The organism is Phaeobacter sp. S60, from assembly GCF_000826845.1.
GTDB classification, from domain to species: domain Bacteria; phylum Pseudomonadota; class Alphaproteobacteria; order Rhodobacterales; family Rhodobacteraceae; genus Phaeobacter; species Phaeobacter piscinae.
In genome coordinates this window covers 50,021-68,596 of sequence record NZ_JSWJ01000014.1, presented here as the reverse complement: position 1 = coordinate 68,596, position 18,576 = coordinate 50,021, and the positions used below count along the sequence as shown (strand labels likewise).

General features: G+C 59.3%; 18 protein-coding genes and 1 tRNA gene. 9 read left to right on the top strand and 10 right to left on the bottom strand.

Features of this window, described 5'->3' with window-relative positions; all coding sequences use genetic code 11:
* Nucleotides 1-81: 81 nt before the first annotated feature.
* Nucleotides 82-942 (bottom strand): acetylglutamate kinase, encoded by an 861-nt coding sequence (argB, locus tag OO25_RS14390; protein WP_040174765.1) that lies wholly within the window; start codon nt 940-942, stop codon nt 82-84.
* Nucleotides 943-1,157: 215 nt separating this feature from the next.
* Here argB and OO25_RS14385 point away from each other — a divergent pair, with 215 nt between their 5' ends.
* Nucleotides 1,158-1,886 (top strand): SDR family NAD(P)-dependent oxidoreductase, encoded by a 729-nt coding sequence (locus OO25_RS14385; RefSeq protein WP_040174764.1) that lies wholly within the window; start codon nt 1,158-1,160, stop codon nt 1,884-1,886.
* Nucleotides 1,887-1,984: 98 nt separating this feature from the next.
* Here the strand turns inward: OO25_RS14385 and yihA are convergent, their stop codons facing one another.
* The 5 genes from yihA to ttcA all read right to left on the bottom strand — a co-directional run bounded on the left by yihA (nt 1,985) and on the right by ttcA (nt 8,143).
* Entirely contained in the window at nt 1,985-2,635 is a 651-nt protein-coding gene (gene yihA / locus OO25_RS14380; RefSeq protein ID WP_040174763.1) for a ribosome biogenesis GTP-binding protein YihA/YsxC, read from the bottom strand.
* A complete protein-coding gene (locus OO25_RS14375) occupies nt 2,635-3,387 on the bottom strand; it encodes an MOSC domain-containing protein (RefSeq protein WP_040174760.1) in 753 nt (250 codons plus the stop codon). Before OO25_RS14375 ends, yihA begins: the two co-directional genes overlap by 1 nt.
* Nucleotides 3,384-5,201 carry a membrane protein insertase YidC gene (gene yidC, locus OO25_RS14370; RefSeq protein WP_040180827.1) on the bottom strand — a complete coding sequence of 606 codons (1,818 nt, stop codon included), beginning with the start codon at nt 5,199-5,201 and terminating at the stop codon, nt 3,384-3,386. The genes OO25_RS14375 and yidC overlap by 4 nt, the downstream gene beginning before the upstream one ends.
* A gap of 443 nt (nt 5,202-5,644) precedes the next feature.
* Nucleotides 5,645-7,189, bottom strand: coding sequence for a bifunctional diguanylate cyclase/phosphodiesterase (locus OO25_RS14365; RefSeq protein WP_040174755.1), 1,545 nt, complete (start codon nt 7,187-7,189; stop codon nt 5,645-5,647).
* Between the two features lie 66 nt (nt 7,190-7,255).
* Nucleotides 7,256-8,143 (bottom strand): tRNA 2-thiocytidine(32) synthetase TtcA, encoded by an 888-nt coding sequence (gene ttcA, locus OO25_RS14360; protein ID WP_040180826.1) that lies wholly within the window; start codon nt 8,141-8,143, stop codon nt 7,256-7,258.
* Between the two features lie 164 nt (nt 8,144-8,307).
* Between ttcA and OO25_RS14355 the strand changes: the two genes are divergently transcribed.
* Entirely contained in the window at nt 8,308-8,880 is a 573-nt protein-coding gene (locus OO25_RS14355) for a DUF3833 domain-containing protein (RefSeq protein WP_040180825.1), read from the top strand.
* Between the two features lie 5 nt (nt 8,881-8,885).
* On the opposite strand, the gene yidD is transcribed toward OO25_RS14355, so the two are convergent.
* The 3 genes from yidD to rpmH form a co-directional block, all read right to left on the bottom strand.
* On the bottom strand, nt 8,886-9,158 hold the full coding sequence (yidD, locus tag OO25_RS14350) for a membrane protein insertion efficiency factor YidD (protein WP_040180852.1): 273 nt from the start codon (nt 9,156-9,158) through the stop codon (nt 8,886-8,888).
* Between the two features lie 93 nt (nt 9,159-9,251).
* A complete protein-coding gene (gene rnpA / locus OO25_RS14345) occupies nt 9,252-9,704 on the bottom strand; it encodes a ribonuclease P protein component (RefSeq protein WP_040174748.1) in 453 nt (150 codons plus the stop codon).
* Between the two features lie 26 nt (nt 9,705-9,730).
* A complete protein-coding gene (rpmH, locus tag OO25_RS14340; RefSeq protein WP_005980833.1) occupies nt 9,731-9,865 on the bottom strand; it encodes a 50S ribosomal protein L34 in 135 nt (44 codons plus the stop codon).
* Between the two features lie 399 nt (nt 9,866-10,264).
* On the opposite strand from rpmH, the gene OO25_RS14335 reads away from it, so the two are divergent.
* The 6 genes from OO25_RS14335 to OO25_RS14310 all read left to right on the top strand — a co-directional run bounded on the left by OO25_RS14335 (nt 10,265) and on the right by OO25_RS14310 (nt 16,427).
* Nucleotides 10,265-11,068, top strand: coding sequence for a TVP38/TMEM64 family protein (locus OO25_RS14335; protein ID WP_040180823.1), 804 nt, complete (start codon nt 10,265-10,267; stop codon nt 11,066-11,068).
* Nucleotides 11,069-11,070: 2 nt separating this feature from the next.
* Nucleotides 11,071-12,492: an NAD(P)/FAD-dependent oxidoreductase gene (locus OO25_RS14330; RefSeq protein ID WP_040180821.1), complete on the top strand. Its 1,422-nt coding sequence runs from the start codon at nt 11,071-11,073 to the stop codon at nt 12,490-12,492.
* Nucleotides 12,493-12,508: 16 nt separating this feature from the next.
* The gene (locus tag OO25_RS14325) at nt 12,509-13,897 is read left to right on the top strand and encodes a HAMP domain-containing sensor histidine kinase (RefSeq protein WP_040174739.1); all 1,389 of its coding nucleotides are present in this window, start codon (nt 12,509-12,511) and stop codon (nt 13,895-13,897) included.
* 110 nt (nt 13,898-14,007) lie between these two features.
* A tRNA-Arg gene (locus tag OO25_RS14320) sits at nt 14,008-14,084 on the top strand.
* 556 nt (nt 14,085-14,640) lie between these two features.
* The gene (locus OO25_RS14315; RefSeq protein WP_052465682.1) at nt 14,641-15,702 is read left to right on the top strand and encodes a nucleotidyltransferase; all 1,062 of its coding nucleotides are present in this window, start codon (nt 14,641-14,643) and stop codon (nt 15,700-15,702) included.
* Between the two features lie 368 nt (nt 15,703-16,070).
* Entirely contained in the window at nt 16,071-16,427 is a 357-nt protein-coding gene (locus OO25_RS14310; RefSeq protein WP_040174736.1) for a helix-turn-helix domain-containing protein, read from the top strand.
* Between the two features lie 246 nt (nt 16,428-16,673).
* Here the strand turns inward: OO25_RS14310 and OO25_RS14305 are convergent, their stop codons facing one another.
* On the bottom strand, nt 16,674-17,240 hold the full coding sequence (locus OO25_RS14305) for a cysteine hydrolase family protein (protein WP_040180820.1): 567 nt from the start codon (nt 17,238-17,240) through the stop codon (nt 16,674-16,676).
* Nucleotides 17,241-17,317: 77 nt separating this feature from the next.
* Between OO25_RS14305 and OO25_RS14300 the strand changes: the two genes are divergently transcribed.
* The gene (locus OO25_RS14300) at nt 17,318-18,256 is read left to right on the top strand and encodes a GlxA family transcriptional regulator (protein ID WP_040180819.1); all 939 of its coding nucleotides are present in this window, start codon (nt 17,318-17,320) and stop codon (nt 18,254-18,256) included.
* The last annotated feature ends 320 nt before the right edge of the window (nt 18,257-18,576 follow it).

Here is an 18,576-nt window from a genome sequence, read left to right as displayed (position 1 = left end):
AGCGCAGTTTGGCCAGTTTCCCTAAGGGGATTTCACTGTCGCCAATTGGGCGTAAAGCGCGCCGAAGCAATCAAGTAAAGCTCAGGGGCGGATCATCGACCCGGCCCCGTGGTCGGTGAACAGCTCCAGCAGCACCGCGTTGGGCACCCGTCCGTCGACGATGGTACAGGCCCGCACACCGCTGCGGACGGCCGACAGTGCGGTTTCGGTTTTCGGGATCATGCCGCCGATGATCACACCGTCGCGGGTCATCGCCTCGACGTCGGCGGCTTTCAACTCTGTAACCACCTCACCTGCGCCGTTCTTGACGCCGGAGACATCAGTGAGCAGCAGCAGCCGGTCGGCCTTCAACGCGGAGGCAATGGCCCCAGCGGCGGTGTCGCCATTGATGTTGAAGGTCTCGCCATTGGGGCCTGCGCCAATGGGGGCAATGACCGGGATCATGTCCTGTTCAAACAGGTGGTGGAGCACGGAGGGGTCCATCTGCGACGGGGTCCCGACAAAGCCGAGATCCGGGTCCGCCTGAGTGCAGGTGATGAGATTTGCATCCTTGCCCGAAAGGCCAACACCGGCGCCGCCTTGACGGTTGATCGCCTGCACGATGCGTTTGTTCACCACGCCGGACAGCACCATTTCGACCACATCCATGGTGGCAGCATCGGTGACCCGCTTGCCGTTCACGAAATCGGATTTGATCTGCAGTTTTTCCAGCATGGCATTGATCATCGGGCCGCCGCCATGAACGATAACCGGATTCACCCCGACCTGCCGCAACAGCACGATGTCGCGGGCAAAGGTTTCCATCGCCTCGTCGCTGCCCATGGCGTGGCCACCCAGTTTGATCACGACGATGGCACCGTCATAGCGCTGCAGATAAGGCAGGGCGCTTGAGAGGGTCTCGGCTGTAGCAATCCAATCGCGGTTCATGTCTTGTTTCTTCATCGTTGCAATCCCTGGAACTGGCCGCAGCAAACGGCGCAGGCGTGGGCCATGTGTTACGCGGTTCTGCTCGCTGTGCCAAGCATCGGGCAGAGTATTCGCCCCATTGCAGTTGCCTGTTGGGGTGCTAGGTTCGCCTCAACGTGCCGATGATGTGGCGCCGATCGTCTGACTGTCAGACGGAACCTCGGGACTGGCTTTGGGCCAAGGATGGTAACATGCGCAAGAAGACCCTGTTGTTGACCGGTGCAAGCCGGGGCATCGGCCATGCGACGGTGCAGCGGTTCAATGCCGAAGGCTGGCGGGTGATCACCTGTTCGCGCCAGCCCTTTCCTGCCGAATGCCCCTGGGGGGGAGGGCAGGAAAACCATGTGCAGGTGGACCTCTCCGACCCGACGGACACCATCAACAAGGTGGGGGAAATACAGGAGCTGCTGAACGGGCAGCTGGATGCGCTGGTCAACAATGCCGGCGTGTCGCCCAAGGGACCAAAGGGCGAGCGGCTGAGCACGCTGGACACCGACCTGATGACCTGGGGTAAGGTATTCCACGTGAATTTCTTTGCCTCTGTGGTGCTGGCACGGGGACTGAAGGATGAGCTGGCCGCGGCCAAGGGATCTGTTGTCAATGTAACGTCGATTGCGGGCAGCCGGGTGCATCCCTTTGCCGGGGCGGCCTATGCCACATCGAAGGCGGCCCTGGCGGCGCTGACGCGCGAGATGGCCCATGATTTCGGCCCACTCGGGGTGCGGGTCAATGCGATTGCGCCGGGGGAGGTGGAGACCGCGATTCTGTCGCCGGGCACCGACAAGATCGTGAAGAAACTGCCGCTGCAGCGTCTGGGCCAGCCGGAGGAGGTGGCCGCGGCGATCTACTATCTGTGTTCGGACCAAAGCTCTTATATCTCGGGCGCGGAGATTGAGGTGAACGGCGCCCAACACGTCTGATATCGGCTCTACCTTGCGGGTTAGACACAAAACACCCCCGGATCAGCGGATCAGCGGATCACGGGGGCGTTTGTCATATCACTGAAAGGAAGCTGGCGTCATTCCAGCCCGGCGATGATGGACCGCAGGGTGGCGATACCGTCGCCCTTCTCCGAGGAGGTCAGAACAATCTCGGGATAGGCGGCAGGGTGTTTGGACAGGGCGCTGCGCACCTGTTCCATCACCGCGGCGCGGTCCTTGTCCTTGACCTTATCCGCCTTGGTCATCACGCATTGGAAGGTTACGGCAGAGCTGTCCAACCGGGTCATGATCTCGTCATCGACCTTTTTGATACCATGGCGGCTGTCGATCAGCACAAAGGCGCGGCGCAGGGTCTGGCGTCCGGAGAGATATTGTTTCAGCAGGCGCTGCCATTTCTCCACCACAGGCAGAGGCGCATTGGCGTAGCCATAGCCGGGCAAGTCGACCAGATAAAGCTCCGGGCCTTGGGTGAAATAGTTGATTTCCTGCGTGCGCCCCGGCGTGTTGGAGGCACGGGCCAGACCTTTGGTGCCGGTGAGGGCGTTGATCAGGCTGGATTTGCCCACATTGGAGCGGCCAGCAAAGCAGACCTCGATGCGGTCGGCAGGCGGCAGGCCGGACATCGCAACCACGCCTTTGACAAATTCCGATTGTCCGGCAAACAGCTTGCGACCCTTCTCGGTCATGATTTCATCTGGCGTCTCGGCCAGGGGGAACGGCATCTGCATCAGAGCACCTTTACAGTATCGCCGACGCGGATCGCGCCGTCTTGGATGACCTCTGCATAGACAGCAAAGTCCTGATGACCCCAGCTCTCGCGCAGGGTCTTCAGCGTATCGGCGTCGCGGACGCCGGTCTCGGGGTTGGTTGTGGTTGCAAGGCAGCGCACGGTGCGCTCGCGGACGGTCAGCACCGCCTCGCCAATCTGGACATTGCGGCCGATCCAGTCGTTTTCCTCCCAGGCGGTGCCTGTGTCGAACCAGATGTTGCCGCGCCAGCGCTGCGGGGACAGCGGATTGCCGATGGCGGTCTCCACCGCGCGGTGAGAGGCCCAGTTGCACAGGCTGATCGACGGGAAATCGCTGTCGGTCATGCCCCGTCCCGGCACCCGCAGAATACGGGCGGAGGCGGCGCGATCTTCGGGCATCAGGGGGCGTACCCAGTCAAGGAACCGGGGCAGGTCAGCCGCGCTATCAGGATTGAAGGTTAGCGCATCCTGCGTCGGGTGGGTCAGTGTCACCGCGCCCTTAGCCGCATCGTAAACGGCCTCAATCGCCATCAGCTGTGGGGCCTTGGCCACACGGCTGAAGTTGGCGCAGGGCACCCAGGCGCTGCCGTCAGCCTTGGAGGCCTCATGGGCAACCGCCCAAACGCGATCGCCGGGCAGACACTGCCCGGCGACCAAAGAGGCGCTCTCCAGCGGCTCCCGACCATGTGATTTGATCGGATGCCGCCAGATATGAGTTATGCCTTCGCTCATTTCTTTTCAGCCTTCGGCGTCTTTTTGAAGCCAGATTTGATATTGCCGAACACATCGGGTTTGTAGCCGTGGCTGCGCATAATCAAATACTGCTGGGTAAAGGTGATGGTGTTGTTCGCAATCCAGTAAACCACCAGACCCGAGGCAAACCCGCCCAGCATGAACATGAAGACCCAAGGCATCCAGGCAAAGATCATCTGCTGAGTCGGATCGGTCGGCGCCGGGTTCAGTTTCTGCTGCAACCACATGGAGATACCCAGAAGGATCGGCAGAATCCCGATGAAGATCGTCGCCATCAGCGTGCCTTCGACCGGGGCGGCAAAGGGCAGCAGGCCGAAGAGGTTCATGATCGAGGTCGGATCTGGCGCGCTCAGATCCTGAAACGGACCAAAGAACGGCGCGTGACGCAACTCGAGCGTGACGAAAATCACCTTGTAGAGCGAGAAGAAGATCGGGATCTGGATCAGGATCGGCAGACAGCCGGCGGCCGGGTTGACCTTTTCCTTCTTGTAGAGCGCCATCATCTCCTGCTGGAGCTTCTGACGGTCGTCGCCCGCTTTCTCCTTGATCTCCTCCATCCGCGGCTGCAGCTCTTTCATCTTCGCCATGGAGGCATAAGATTTATACGCCAACGGGAAGACCAGAAGCTTGATCAACACGGTCAGGCCGATGATCGCCCAGCCCATGTTGCCGATCAGGGCGTTCAGCCAGTGCAGAACCGCAAAGATCGGTTTGGTCAGGAAGAAGAACCAACCCCAGTCGATGCTGTCGAGGAAGCCCTCGATGCCGTCTTTCTGGTAGCCGCGAATGGTGGCCCATTCCTTGGCGCCGGCAAACAGCATGGTGGTGGCTTCAGAGGTGTCGCCATCCGCCACGGTGACGGTCGGCAGCACGATATCGGTCTGATAGATCTCGCGACGCTCGTCGAATTTGGCGATGGAACGGAAGGCCTGACCCGGCTCTGGCACCAGGGTCGACATCCAGTAGTGGTCGGTGAAACCGATCCAGCCATTGGTTTCAACCTGGGTCACCTCGGCGCGGGCACCGCTGCGGGCGTCCGCCTCGAAATCGGTCATGTCGTCATAGTCGATTTCGGCGAGGGTGCCGTCCGCCATGCCAATCACGCCCTCATGCAGGATGAAGAAGTTCTTCAGATCCTGCGGCTCGCCATGGCGGGCCAGCGTGCCGTAAGGCGCCAGCGCGACGGTGTTGCCGGAGGCGTTGGTGACCGATTGCGTGATGGTGAAGAGATAATCCTGATCAACCGCGATGGTGCGGTTGAAGGTCAGACCCTTGCCATTGTCCCAGGTCAGGGTGACCGGGCTGTCCGGCGTCAGGGTTGCGTCACCTTCGGCCTGCCACAGGGTGTTGGCACCGGGCACATCATCAGGGCCAAGACCAGCACCCGGCGCCCAGCCATAGAGCGCGTAATAGGCGTTCGGATCACCGGCGGGGGACAGCATCTTGACGATGGCGGCATCCTCTTCCAGCGAGACGCGGTAGTCCTTGAGGGACAGGTCGTCAAGACGCCCACCTAGCAGGGAGATGGTGCCGGAGACGCGGGGCGTGTCGATGGTGAGACGCGGCGCATCGGCGACCGCGTCTGCCTCAGCGGTGACAGCGGCGCCTTCGCTGCCAGCTGCGGGGCTGGCGGCGGCTGGCGCGGTCACGACGTCGCCCGCAGGCGCAGTCTCGGCCACAACAGCGTCCGGCTGGGGCTGCGGTTCTGGCGGTGGGAAAAAGACATACCACCCCAGAATCACCAGGAAGCTAAGCGCGGTTGCGAGAAGAAGGTTTTTGTTCTGATCGTCCATTGGGGACCGCCACCTCGTGTATGGAATGACAGGGTGTGGTTCAACAGAGATGCCCCCCAAAGGTCAAGCGGAATCGCCCCCATGGCGGCCTCGCGACGCGGATGACGGGGTATTTCCTTGTATCACCGCTGTAAAAGACCGAATTGCCGCCTTACGATGAATGAAAGGGCGGGCAACAGGACAGGGGAGCGCGCCGGGCTGAGGTCCCCGCGCAGGGCCACATCAGATCCGCGTCAGGCCCAACGTCGGAACAGGCAGGCGCTGGATGACAGGGCGTTGGCTGGAGCAGGGGCTGAAGGCACGAGGTCCGGCGACGGGATTGGCAGGCAAGGCGGGCGGCCCGCTTAGGTAGCCAACCTGCGACCGATCAGATTGGCTATGGTCAGGGGCGCGCTGCGTGTTGTGTGCCCGGGGCCGGATGCCTTGCGCAATGACTGTATGGATTAGTTGCCCTGACGCCCTATCGTGGGCGCCTCTTGCAACTTGGCCTCATGGGCGGCGATCCAGTCGAGTGTTTGGTCAAACGGCATGGGGCGGCCAATGCCAAAGCCCTGGACATGATCACAGCCCAGCTGAGACAGGAGCGCGTGTTCGCCGACGGTCTCCACCCCCTCGGCAAGGGTGGCCAGATCCAGTCGTTCGGCCATGGTCAGGATTGCGGCGATCAGTTTTTGCTGTTCGGGATCGCGGTCCGCCTTCATCACGAAAGAGCGGTCAATCTTGATCCGCGAGACGCGGAACCGCTGAACCGCCGCAATGGAGGCATGGCCGGTGCCAAAATCATCCAGATCAATACCGCAACCCAATTCGCCAAGGGCGGCGATATTGCGCACGATCATATCATCCGGACGATCCGTCATCACGGTTTCGAGGATCTCGATGCTGAGCCGATCCGGCGTGAGGCCAAACCGCTCCAGCTCCCAGCTGATCCGCTCGACCAGATTGGCGTTGCGCAACTCATCCGTGGCGAAGTTCACACCAACAGAGGGCACATTGAGGCCCGCCGCATCCCAGGCTTTCAGCGCGGTCAGTGCGTTGTAGAGCATGATTTCGCTCAGACGCTCCATCAGGCCGGCGCTTTCCAAGGTCGGGAGGAAGGACATCGGCGCGATCATGCCGCGCACCGGATGGGCCCAGCGGGCCAAGGCCTCAAACCCGGAGACACGGCCGGTGTCGGTGCAGATCTGTGGCTGGAACCAAGCCTGGATCTGGCCATTCTCCAGAGCTTCAGTCACCTCATCCAACATATCGCCGCGGGCCTTGCTGCGCTGATCCATCTCGGGAGAGAAGGCGCGAATGCCGGAGGGGCCGTTGTTCTGAGCATCCAGCAAAGCGGTGCAGGCCGCGCCCATCCAGTCGTTGCCGGTTGGTCTGGGGCTGCGGCTATGAAGGCAGAAGCCGACCGAACAGGAGATGTAAAGCGACGCGCCATCCACTGCGATCGGCTCTTCAATGGAGGATTGTAGGCGCCCGGCCATCTGGATCGCCAGTTCGAGATCCATCTGCAAAACCGGCGTGAGGCAGATGGCGAAACGCGAATCACCTATGCGGGCGACGTAATCCTGCGGGCGCAAGATAGACATAATGCGGTCACCACAGCGGTTGACCAGCTGATCGGCGGTTTCCTGTCCGTGGCGCTGTGCCAGCTCCTTGAATTCATCAAGTTCGACGATGAAGACCGCAGACCGAAGGCCAGTATCGGCGGCGCTATCATAGATCTCGGAGACGATTTCATCGAATCCCTCGCGCAGCATCATCCCGGTAAGGCTGTCGCGGGGCATGGTCGGGCGACGGAAATAGGCAAATCCGCCTGAAGCGGCAAAGATCAGCGGCAGACCGAGGGCCACGGCCAGCAATGCCGCCTCGCCGCCCAGCCAGAAGGTTGCCAGTGTAAGGGCCGGCAAAAACGCAAGCAGCGGCGGCCCGAGCAGCACCGGGGCAATCCGTTTCCTGACCTGTGTCAGCGTCTGCGACAGCGTTTTTGTCATCTGTAGACCTTTCACCTACGGCATATGGCGCCTGCTGTAGACTAAGGTCGCGGTCTGACCGGCAAGTTAACGCAAATCGGGAATCTCATCGGAATCTGCCCTCAAATCGGGATTTTTCAGCATAAGCGCAGAAAAATCGAACAGTTTGGGGTCCAGAAGATGCGACGGGCGGGCATTCATCAGGGCGCGGAACATCACTTGACGGCGTCCCGGGCTGTTTGATTCCCACTGATCGAGAATCTGTTTGACCTGCTGGCGCTGCAATCCGTCCTGACTGCCGCAGAGATCGCAGGGAATGATCGGGTAATTCAATGCTTTGGCGAATTTCTCGCAATCCGCTTCGGCAACATGCGCGAGGGGGCGGAACACGAACAGATCCCCTTCCTCATTGACCAGCTTTGGCGGCATGGTTGCCAGACGGCCGCCGTGGAAGAGGTTCATAAAGAAGGTCTCAAGAATATCGTCGCGGTGATGGCCAAGAACCACGGCAGAGCAGCCTTCCTCGCGGGCGATCCGGTACAGGTTGCCGCGCCGCAGACGCGAGCAGAGGGCGCAAAATGTGCGCCCCTGCGGGACCTTATCCATCACGATGCTGTAGGTGTCCTGATATTCGATGCGGTGCGGGACCCCCATCTTCTCCAGAAACTCGGGCAGCACGGTGGCTGGAAATCCGGGCTGACCCTGATCCAGATTGCAGGCGAGCAGATCCACCGGCAAAAGCCCGCGCCACTTCAGTTCATAGAGAACCGCAAGCAGGGTATAGCTGTCCTTGCCACCGGAGAGGCAGACCAACCATTTCGGCGTGCTGCCGTCCTCGCGCCGTTCCACCATGCCGTATTGGTCGATCGCCTCGCGCGCGTAGCGCACGATCCGTTTGCGGAGCTTCTTGAACTCCGTCGTCGAGGGGGCGCCGGCGAACAGCGGGTGGATATCGTCCAGATCATCATCAAGCATGGGCGCGCCCTAGCCGAGGATCGGCGTTTTGCCAAGAAGAAAAGGCGCCGCAGACGCGTCGCAATGCCAGGATCGGAGGGCAGGCCGGGTGGCAGAGTCATCCAAAACCGGGGCCGCTGCGTAGCCAACAGCGAGAGACTCAAGACAAAGATGAGGTGTGCGACATGGCATTTGTGACGGAAACACCATGGCGGTTTCGGTTTGGGCGCTGGGCGGCTCTTGGCGCGGGGGCAGCAGCTGTAGCGGCATTGGCGTCTTGCGGGCGGCCCAGTCTGACGGATGAAAAGCTAAGTGATAAGACCTTCAATCTGGAGGAGTATTTTGAAGGTAAGACGGTAGCTTATGGGCAGTTCGCGGATCGGTTCGGCACTGTGCGGCGCCGGTTCAAGGTGGATATCACCGGTGAGTGGGACGGCCGTGTGCTGACGCTGGCGGAGAATTTCCGCTACGCCGATGGCAGTACCGAGCAACGGATCTGGTCGCTGACCAAGACCGGGGAGAACACCTGGGAAGGCAGCGCCGATGGGGTTCAGGGCATCGCCAAAGGCGAAGAACGCGGGGACACCTTCAACTGGGGCTACACAATTGATCTGCCGGTGCCCGGGGGCGACACCATGCGTGTGACATTTGATGACTGGATGTGGCTTCTGGAGGACGGCAGGTTGTTGAACAAAGCATATATGAGCCGCTATGGTGTCACGCTGGGCGAAGTCACGATTTTCTTTGAGAAGCTCTGAACGGGTTACCTGCGGCCAGCAGCCGGGTCCTGTTTGGCCCGGTCATGGTCGGGGTCACAGCCGGGCACCGGATCGTAGCCATCCCCGCCGAGGGGGTGGCAGCGCCCGATTCTGCGCGCGGTGAGCCAGGCGCCCCTGATGGCGCCGTGTTTCTCCAGTGCCTCCAGCGCATAGGCTGAGCAGGTGGGCTGGTAGCGACAGTTGAAGCCGACCCATGGGCTGAACAGCAGCCGGTAGGCGCGCACAGGCAGAGCGAAGAGATGGGCGAGCAGGGTCATGGCGCATAGATAGGTGCGATAGCGTCCCATAGCAATCTGCGGGGTGTCGCCGCTGCCGGGGGAGGGCGCACCAGCAGGCGCGGCCTGATGTGACTACTTGCCGTGAATTTTCTTCAACGCGTAGATCAGATCGTTTTTCAGATCGTCGAACGGGCGGTCAGCGGTCCCACCGGCACGGCCAATCAGCACATAATCCCAGCCAGTGCGGCCGTGGATTGGCAGAATCATCCGCGCTACCTCGCGCAAGCGGCGTTTGGCGCGATTGCGGGCCACTGCATTGCCGACCTTTTTGGAGCAGGTAAATCCCATGCGAATGCCATCGCCGACGGGATCGTCGGCGTGGCGTTTGCGGCCCTGAACCATCATCCCCTTGGTGCCCTGACGCCGTGCCCGCGCCGCCGCGAGAAAATCACGGCGCTTGGCGATCACAACGGGTTGCGGCTGGGGGAGGCTGCGTGCGGGTGTTTCAGACGCAGAAACGGACACCGCCGGAGACCTGGTCCCTTGGGCAGCTGAGCCATCCTTGGGGGTCTCCGGCGGTGTCATGTCCGTCTGAACAGTGCTGGGCGCGATTACGCGCTCAGCGACTTACGACCGCGTGCGCGGCGTGCGTTCAGGATCTTGCGGCCTGCCTTGGTGGCCATGCGCGCACGGAAGCCGTGGCGGCGTTTGCGAACCAGGTTCGAAGGCTGATAGGTGCGTTTCATCGCTCCGGTCTCCAACTGTTTACATCGGGACGGCGCGGAATCGGCCACCCGGGGGTCTATCTCGAAGCCCGGTCTCTAGAAGGGAATGACCTGCGAGTCAAACCCCAACGCTGTTGTTTTCTGCACGAAATGCAACATTTCCATGAAAACCGGACGCTGGAGGCTCTTTAACAGAAGAGAATTGTAACAGACAGGGGGCAGATTGGTGTTTGGCTCACTTTTTCGCAGGGGATGATCAAGCGGACGTGAATAAGTGGCGCATGGTCTCGTGCAGGGCCTATTTACCGGATAGCCAGAGACAAAGCCCATAGGGCCTATGTCGCCCCAGCCGAAAAACCGCAGCTGCGGGACAATGTATGACCGGTCAGCCATGGCCCCAGACAGCAGGATTTACATAAGATGCCCGATCAGTCCGACCAGCCAGATATCGGAGATAATTCACAGACCCAGACCCCCGCAGACGAATCGGGGGGGAGGGGCGAGAAAAAACCAGCGCTGACCCGGTTTCTGCCGCTGGTGCTGGTGCTGGTGGTTGCGGTGATCGGCGCGATGACCTTGGGCGACTATCTGACGTTTGAGACGCTGCGCGACAACCGGGTGGCGCTGATGGCGTTTCGTGATGACAATTATCTGGGTCTCGTTGGTCTGTTTGTGCTGGCCTATGTGGCGATTGTCGTTTTCTCGCTGCCCGGTGCGGCTGTGGCCTCTGTCACGGGTGGCTTCCTGTTCGGGTTGGTTGCGGGCACGGTGTTCAATGTGCTGGCGGCCACGGTCGGGGCTGTTGGCATTTTTCTGGCGGCACGTTGGGGGCTTGGGGCGATGCTGACCCACCGGTTGGAAACAGCTGAGGGGCGGGTGCGAATCCTGAAGCAGGCGCTGCGGGAAAATGAGATCGAGGTGCTGCTGTTGTTGCGTTTGGTGCCGGCGGTGCCGTTCTTTGTGGCCAATCTCCTGCCCGCGCTGGTCGGGGTCAAGCTGATCAATTTTCTGTGGACGACGGCAGTGGGCATCATTCCCGGTGCTGTGGTCTTCACCTGGATTGGTGTGGGCCTTGGCGCGGTGTTTGATCGGGGCGAGACGCCGGATCTGTCGATCCTGTGGGAGCCGTTTGTGATTGGGCCGATCCTTGGTCTGTGTGTGTTGGCGGCCCTGCCCATCCTGCTGAAGAAACGCCGCCCGACAACCCTCGGAAAGGACCAGTGACCATGCATGAGATAACTTGCGATCTTCTGGTAATCGGGGCCGGGTCTGGCGGATTGTCCGTCGCGGCAGGGGCGAGCCAGATGGGCGCTGACGTGGTGCTGCTGGAAGGTCATAAGATGGGCGGCGATTGCCTGAACTACGGCTGTGTGCCGTCCAAATCGCTGCTGGCCAGTGCCAAGGTTGCTTATGGTCAGGCCCATGCCAGCGCCTATGGCGTCGCGGATCAGGCGCCGGTGGTGGATTATGCTGCCGCGAAGGATCATGTGCAGGACGTGATCGCCACCATCGCGCCCGTGGACAGTCAGGAGCGCTTCGAAGGGTTTGGTGTGCGGGTCCTTCGCGACTACGGGCGGTTTGTCGATGATCGCGTGGTCGTGGCGGGTGAGCACCGGATCACAGCCCGCCGGATTGTGATCGCTACGGGGTCCTCTCCGCTCGTGCCGCCCATCGATGGGCTGGCGGATGTGCCCTATTATACCAATGAAACGCTGTTTGAGCTGCGCGAGCGGCCAGAGCATCTGCTGATTATCGGCGGCGGACCCATCGGTATGGAAATGGCGCAGGCCCATATCCGGCTGGGCAGCAAGGTGACCGTGATTGAGGGCGACCGGGCGCTGGGCAAGGATGACCCGGAGCTGGCCGCCATCGTATTGGACCAGCTGCGCGGCGAAGGTATTGAGATCGCCGAGGGCGCGCAGGCCGAAACGATCACCTCTACGGAGGCCGGGGGCATTCGCGTGCGCACCAAGGATGGGCGTCAGTTCGATGGCAGCCATCTTTTGATGGCGGTCGGGCGGAAGGCCAATATCGACAAGCTGAATCTGGAAGCGGCCGGGATTGAGACCAATCGCGCGGGCGTGGTGGTGGATGACAGCCTGCGCAGCAGCAACCGCCGGGTCTATGCCATTGGCGACGTGGCGGGCGGGATGCAGTTCACCCATGTGGCGGGGTATCACGCCGGTGTGATTATCCGCTCGATCCTGTTTGGCCTGCCGTCCAAGGCCAAAACCAATCATATCCCCTGGGCGACTTATACCGCGCCGGAACTGGCGCAGGTCGGCCTCACGGAGGGGCAAGCGCGTGAGACACATGGCGACCGGCTGGAGGTGGCGCGGTTTGATTATCACCACAACGACCGCGCCCTGGCTGAACGCAAAAGCAAGGGGCTGATCAAGGTGATGGTGGTCAAGGGGCGCCCCGTCGGGGCCTCCGTCGTGGGGCATCAGGCGGGGGAGCTGGTGGCGCTGTGGTCCATGGCCATCGCCAATAACCTGAAAATGAGCCAGGTCGCGGGCATGGTGGCACCGTACCCCACCATATCTGAGGTGAATAAACGCGTCGCAGGGGCCTATTTCTCGCCACGGCTTTTTGATAGTCCAATGGTGAAACGAGTGGTGCAATTTGTGCAGCGCTGGCTCCCGTAACGCCGGAAGGGGCTGAATGCTCAACACGCTTTCAGGCAGATTCCTGATCCTGACCACGGTCTTCGTGATGTTGGCCGAGATCCTGATCTTTGTGCCCTCTATCTCCCGGTTTCGGCTCGACTATCTGGCAGACCGGCTGGAGCGGGCGCAGATTGCCTCGCTGGCGCTGCTGGCCGATGACATGCTGGAGACCGAGCTGGAGGCTGAGCTGCTGGAAAACGCAGGCGTCTTCAACGTGGTGCTGCGACGGGATGAGGTGCGCCAGCTGGTGCTGTCCTCACCGATCCCGGCCCCGATTTCGGGCACCTATGATTTGCGGATGAGCAGCCCGTTTGCGCTGATTGGCCACGCGATGCAACGGCTGGTGACGCCGGAAAATCAGATCATCCGGGTAATCGGCGCGCCGGTGCGTGACGCTGGGCTGCTGATCGAGATCACGATTGAGACCGACGGGCTGCGGGCTGCGATGATCGATTATGGCGTGCGCATTCTGCTGTTGTCTGCGGTGATCTCCATCTTTACCGCAGTGCTGTTGTTTGCGGCGGTGCGCCGGTTCATGGTGAAACCGATCAAGGGTGTCATCGGCTATATGCAGCGCTATGCCGCCGCACCGGAGGACGCCCGCGGCATCATTCATCCCACCGCCGGGGTCCGCGAATTGCGTGAGGCGGAAGAGGCGCTGATGCAGTTGCAGACCGAGCTGACACAGGCGCTGAAGCAGCGTGAGCGGCTGGCGCAGCTGGGCGGTGCGGTGGCCAAGGTGAGCCATGATCTGCGCAATATCCTGACCTCGGCGCAGCTGTTCACCGACCGTATCGAGATGAGTGAAGATCCGCTGGTGCGCCGCCTTGCGCCCAAGCTGGTGAATTCGATCACCCGCGCGGTGTCGCTTTGCGAGGGGACGCTGGCGTTTGGCCGGGCGGAGGAACCGGCGCCGACCTTTGGCCGCGTCGCCCTGCATGGGCAGGTGGAGGATATTCTGGAAAGCGAGAGCCTGGCCGGGGGCGCTGAGGGGCGGGTCCGTTTCCTGAATGAGGTGCCTGTGGATCTGAGCCTGCGGGCCGATCCCGAACAGCTGTTTCGGATCGTGATGAACCTGGTGCGCAATGCGCGTCAGGCGATCGAGGCCACGGGGCAGGAGGGGCAGATCACCCTCTCTGCCCGCGAAGACACCGAAAGCTGGTGGATCTCGGTTGCGGATACCGGCCCCGGTCTACCGCCAAAGGCACGAGAAAACCTCTTTACCCCGTTTCAGGGTGGCATCCGCAAAGGCGGCACCGGCCTGGGCCTTGCCATCGCCGATGAGCTGGCGCGCGGTCATGGTGGCATGGTGGTTCTACGCGAAACCGGTCCGGAGGGCACGGTGTTTGACATCTGCCTGCCCAAGGGGGACGGGACGCTTTGAGGGTTGGTCGGCGGTAACCCATACCGGATGCGCAAAATTACGAAAACCTGCGCCAAGCTGACATTTTAGGCTTGCACCCGCGCGCCGCTGCGCATAAACCCCGCCGCAGTGGACCGATAGCTCAGCTGGATAGAGTACTTGACTACGAATCAAGGGGTCGGGGGTTCGAATCCTCCTCGGTCCGCCACTACCTCCCTGTAAAACGCCACAGATGTTTGACTTTTCCGTCACAACATTGATCCAAGCGCCATTTTGAATTCAATTGGGCTTGGGCTGGCCGCTTCATCTTGGCGACTAATACTACGCTGGGCTATTGTGAATAGGGCGTATCTCAAGCCCTTAATTGGACAAAGCGGTCCTTGAAAACGGGCGCTTTTCAGGGTGCTCGAGAATGCCAGAGTTTCCCTTTGCCGAGTGCAGCGCGATACACGCTTTCAGTCATTAATGGCGTCGCCGCTTCCGGCCCAAAGCTGCCCGTCGGTTTCGATCAATGCTGCGTGGCCGCAAGCCTGGAAACTGACGTTCGACTGACACCGCAGCAAAGTCTAGGCAACGATGGTAGGGAGCCGACTCCGGACGTGGCTCTCTTATGCTGCGTTTGCAGCTTACACCGCCGCCATTCGTGGCAAGTACACATCCCAAGGCTGCTTGAAAAAAGGCGACATTTGGTCTTGCACAGCCGTTGAAAAACCATATCAAAATGGACACCTTAAGGTTGAGTGAATTTGAATGAGAGGTTTAATATGAACGCGGGTGCGGACATAGGTTATGGGTATAACGTCGCGATTGAAAAACTCGCTGAGGAATTGGCAGTACCGCAAGACCGCTTCGATCAAGCCGAAAAACGCTACAAGGATCTTGGTGAGTTTTTGCATCGCGACGAGTCTAAGGTTCGCATCTATGATCCTGAGGTTTATATCCAAGGCTCTTTCGCGCTCGGCACACCGATCAAGCCGGCGTCCAAGGACGAAGATTACGATCTCGACATCGTTGTCTCGTTCCGGTCTTTGACAAAATTGCAAATTTCCCAAGCAGATCTTCGTGCTCTTCTATTGGTTGAGCTTGAGGCGTATCGCCATGCCCGGGGGATCAAGAACGAGGTAGGTGAGTCTAGAAGGTGCTGCACCTTGGCCTACGCCGAAGGTGCGCAGTTCCACATGGACATACTGCCGGCGGTTCCGGACGAGGCAAACATGCGGACCGTCCTTTCTTCCCACCTCGCGGATCAGGCACTTGCGGAAGGTGCGATCGCTATCACCGACCGCGACAAGCCTAGAAAATACCATGTCATCACGGATGATTGGCCCCGAAGCAATCCCAGGGGGTTTGCCACATGGTTCAAGTCAAGGCAGATCGAACAGCTAAACGAACGTCGCAGGGCATTCCTCAACGCCCAAGGCAAAGTGACCGCGAGTGTGGAGGATGTCCCGGTATTTCGGGTGCGAACACCTTTGCAGTCAGCCATCATGATCTTGAAACGTCACAGGGATGAGTGGTTCGCGGAGCGGGATCCGGACCTAAAGGTTATTAGTGTAATCCTCACGACGCTCTCAACCCATGCCTATGCAGGCGAGGCAAGAGTATCGGATGCAATTGCTAAGATCCTGAGGGATATGCATCTCGCAATCGAAGAACGGAATGGCGTGTCGTGGATCACAAACCCCACGGACCCTTCAGAGAATTTTGCTGATCGGTGGGAGAAATTTCCTGAACGTCGGAAATCTCTCTTTGAGTGGCTTGAGGTCGCTCGAATGGATTTCGGTACCGTGCAACGGTTCAGTTGGAATAGACTCGATGTGATCTGACACCGCCCCCTTCTCAGGAAGCTGAAATGGGGACGGCGCATCTCTTGATGGAGATGATGGTTGCCCGTTTTGATGGTGGTGCAAACCCGACCACGAAACGAGGAAACCACGATGTTGAACTCTACAGACAAGATCATCAAACACAAAACCGGTCTGTTGAACCTTGCCGAAGAACTGGGCAACGTGTCGAAGGCCTGCCAGGTCAACTGACGTGCTGGCCACTGCGCCAGAACGATGCCTGTTGCCCATCCAGAAGACGCCCCAACCGCTGCAAGAACAGGAAGAATAAGCATGACAGTATTCCATAGATTTGCTACACTATCGGTAGCAATATATCGCTACACAAAATGTAGCAATAGGAGGTTTCTATGACAGATGGGATACCCGTTCCGGGTCAGCCGGTCAGAGGTTCCAAATCGGGCAAGCCAATCATGGCGCTGTTTGATCTGCTTGGCCGGAGTTGGGCGCTCGGAATTGTGTGGCAACTTTCAGAAAGGCCGCTCACATTTCGTCAAATCCAAACGGCTTGCGAGAAAATGTCCCCGACTATTTTGAACCGACGCCTCAAAGAACTGGTGGCCAGCGATATCGTGGCGCGAAGCGACCATGGCTACCAGCTTACTGACAAAGGTTCGGAGCTATTCACCTTCCTCAAGCCGCTCGGCTCATGGTCTAAGGAATGGGCTGAGGGGCTAACTTCGGACAGTGACGATCGTTGCGGTTAGGACGCTGCCATTTATGCGGAGCGCAGCATTGCTCAATATGGGCTCTTCACCCTATTTCGCCGCTTCCGGCCCGGAGGTCGGCTCATTAAACACGAACGACCGCCCCGCGAAAGAGACCACTGAAGTTCAAGGGTTTAGCCCTTTTCGCTGATGGCCGGTTCCGTCCTGTCCCTATCGAGGTGCTTGCTGCGTTGGCATTCGGCGGCACTGAGCCCGTTTTACCGGATGCTGCGCCGAGATTGAATGTCAGCTTGGTATTGTCGGTTTGATTTCAGAAGTTGGCCGAACGTCAGCGTAACTGGCAGCCAACGGTGCCATGATGGCCGCATGAACCATCGCGGCGGGTACGCTGACATCATCGTGCAAAACACTGGCGGCAGCGCAGGCATCTTGAGCGACCGTAACTTTAAAGCCCAGATCAACGCCCCCACGGACAGTTGCATCGATGCACATCTGGCTCATGGCGCCACAAATGACGAGGTGACCAATCTGGGCTTTGCGCAATAGCGGCTCTAAATTGGTGCCGACAAAACTGTTTGGCCTGCTTTTTTCGACAATACCTTCACCGGCCTTTGGCGAAACGCGGTGGTGAATTTCCGCTCCCTCGGATTCGGGATGGAAAAATGGGGCCGCATCTGTTGCCATCAGATGTCTTACATGGATCACTTTCAAACCGGCATCGCGCGCTGTTGCGAGCAGGTCGGCAGCGTTTTCCACAGCGGCGTCCATGTTTGGCAAAGGCATCTTGCTGCCGTCAAAGCTGGGGAAATAGTCGTTCTGTATATCAATCAGGAGGAGAGCGGATTTGGTCATAGTGTTCTCATTTCAACATTGGTTTGAGTTCATATGCGTGTGTACAACGTGGTGCCATGTGGATACGATTGGCGGAAATGACAGATCATGTGCCAAATACGCCAGAAGTCGCAATTGTCGCTTACTCAGGGGCTCAGCAATCCGCTCTGCACGGGCTTCGAGAGATGTTCGATGTTGCCAATAGTCTTGTTGACGAAGACAATGGTCCGCAGATTGCCCACCAGATCTTGACACCACCCGAATTCGAACATCGACGGGATGTAGACGCTATCATTCTGCCACCGAACCTGACAGGGAAGAGAGGTGGAGATGATCAGGCGCTGCACCGCTGGATTGCACATCAGCATGGCGAGGGTACAATCATTTGCTCTGCCTGCGCAGGAAGCTTCTGGTTGGGACATGCGGGCATTCTAGAAGGGCGTCCCGCTACAACACATTGGGCGCTTGAGGCGGAATTCAGGTCTCAGTTCCCCAAAGTTCGCTTGAGTCCCGAGCATATACTCGTCGATGACAATGACATCGTGACTGTCGGTGGCGTGATGGCATGGGTGGATTTAGGGATTCATCTGATTGGCCACTGGCTTGGCGCGGTTGTCGTTTCGCGCACCTGCCGCCAGATGTTGATTGATCCGGCGGGTCGGGAACAGCGCAACTATCGTTCTTTCCGCCCCAACATGGCGCATAAGGATCAAACCATCCGAACACTGCAAATCTGGATGGAAGGTAACGTGGAGGCCGATCTTTCAGTTGGGGGTCTGGCCCATAGAGCAGGTCTTTCTGAACGATCACTGCACCGGAAGTTTTTGCACAGCACGAACCTTTCCGTAAACCGATATGTGCAGGAGCTTCGTGTTGAAAAGGCCAGGGGGCTACTCGAACTCACAGCTCTGACGGTTAGCGAGATTTGCTGGCAGGTTGGGTACCAAGATGTTTCTGCATTTAACCGTCTTTTCAAGTCCATTTCTGGCCTCAGCCCTGGTGAGTATCGACAACGTTTCAGAATTCATCCCGAGTAAATGAAATGAGCGGTTCTCTGTTTGCGGGATCGTCAAGTGCGGGTTCTATTTGTGGTGACCTGAAAACATAATCGGCTCGACCTGCAATCATCGCGATTTTCAGCCCGAATTATTTGCATCTATCGAAGGGGTCAAACCCGAATTATTTGCGAATGAACCCACATTATTTGCAACCATCCTGCAATCATCCGGTTCAGCTCACAATAAATGCGAACGGAGCTTTCTCTGTGTTTTCAATCATCTGACTTCTCATCGAATTGCCCAGGTACTGAACGTAGATTGTTGGACGAGATTTCGAGACAATATTCTTCAGCGGTTGT

Coding starts and splice junctions, on each gene's coding strand:
- OO25_RS14330 (WP_040180821.1), top strand. CDS start 11,071: ATGCATGAGATAACTTGCGATCTTCTGGTAATCGGGGCCGGGTCTGGC.
- OO25_RS14375 (WP_040174760.1), bottom strand. CDS start 3,387: ATGAGCGAAGGCATAACTCATATCTGGCGGCATCCGATCAAATCACAT.
- OO25_RS14325 (WP_040174739.1), top strand. CDS start 12,509: ATGCTCAACACGCTTTCAGGCAGATTCCTGATCCTGACCACGGTCTTC.
- OO25_RS14300 (WP_040180819.1), top strand. CDS start 17,318: ATGACAGATCATGTGCCAAATACGCCAGAAGTCGCAATTGTCGCTTAC.
- yidC (WP_040180827.1), bottom strand. CDS start 5,201: ATGGACGATCAGAACAAAAACCTTCTTCTCGCAACCGCGCTTAGCTTC.
- OO25_RS14315 (WP_052465682.1), top strand. CDS start 14,641: ATGAACGCGGGTGCGGACATAGGTTATGGGTATAACGTCGCGATTGAA.
- OO25_RS14310 (WP_040174736.1), top strand. CDS start 16,071: ATGACAGATGGGATACCCGTTCCGGGTCAGCCGGTCAGAGGTTCCAAA.
- ttcA (WP_040180826.1), bottom strand. CDS start 8,143: ATGCTTGATGATGATCTGGACGATATCCACCCGCTGTTCGCCGGCGCC.
- yidD (WP_040180852.1), bottom strand. CDS start 9,158: ATGACCCTGCTCGCCCATCTCTTCGCTCTGCCTGTGCGCGCCTACCGG.
- rpmH (WP_005980833.1), bottom strand. CDS start 9,865: ATGAAACGCACCTATCAGCCTTCGAACCTGGTTCGCAAACGCCGCCAC.
- OO25_RS14305 (WP_040180820.1), bottom strand. CDS start 17,240: ATGACCAAATCCGCTCTCCTCCTGATTGATATACAGAACGACTATTTC.
- rnpA (WP_040174748.1), bottom strand. CDS start 9,704: ATGACACCGCCGGAGACCCCCAAGGATGGCTCAGCTGCCCAAGGGACC.
- OO25_RS14355 (WP_040180825.1), top strand. CDS start 8,308: ATGGCATTTGTGACGGAAACACCATGGCGGTTTCGGTTTGGGCGCTGG.
- yihA (WP_040174763.1), bottom strand. CDS start 2,635: ATGCAGATGCCGTTCCCCCTGGCCGAGACGCCAGATGAAATCATGACC.
- argB (WP_040174765.1), bottom strand. CDS start 942: ATGAAGAAACAAGACATGAACCGCGATTGGATTGCTACAGCCGAGACC.
- OO25_RS14335 (WP_040180823.1), top strand. CDS start 10,265: ATGCCCGATCAGTCCGACCAGCCAGATATCGGAGATAATTCACAGACC.
- OO25_RS14385 (WP_040174764.1), top strand. CDS start 1,158: ATGCGCAAGAAGACCCTGTTGTTGACCGGTGCAAGCCGGGGCATCGGC.
- OO25_RS14365 (WP_040174755.1), bottom strand. CDS start 7,189: ATGACAAAAACGCTGTCGCAGACGCTGACACAGGTCAGGAAACGGATT.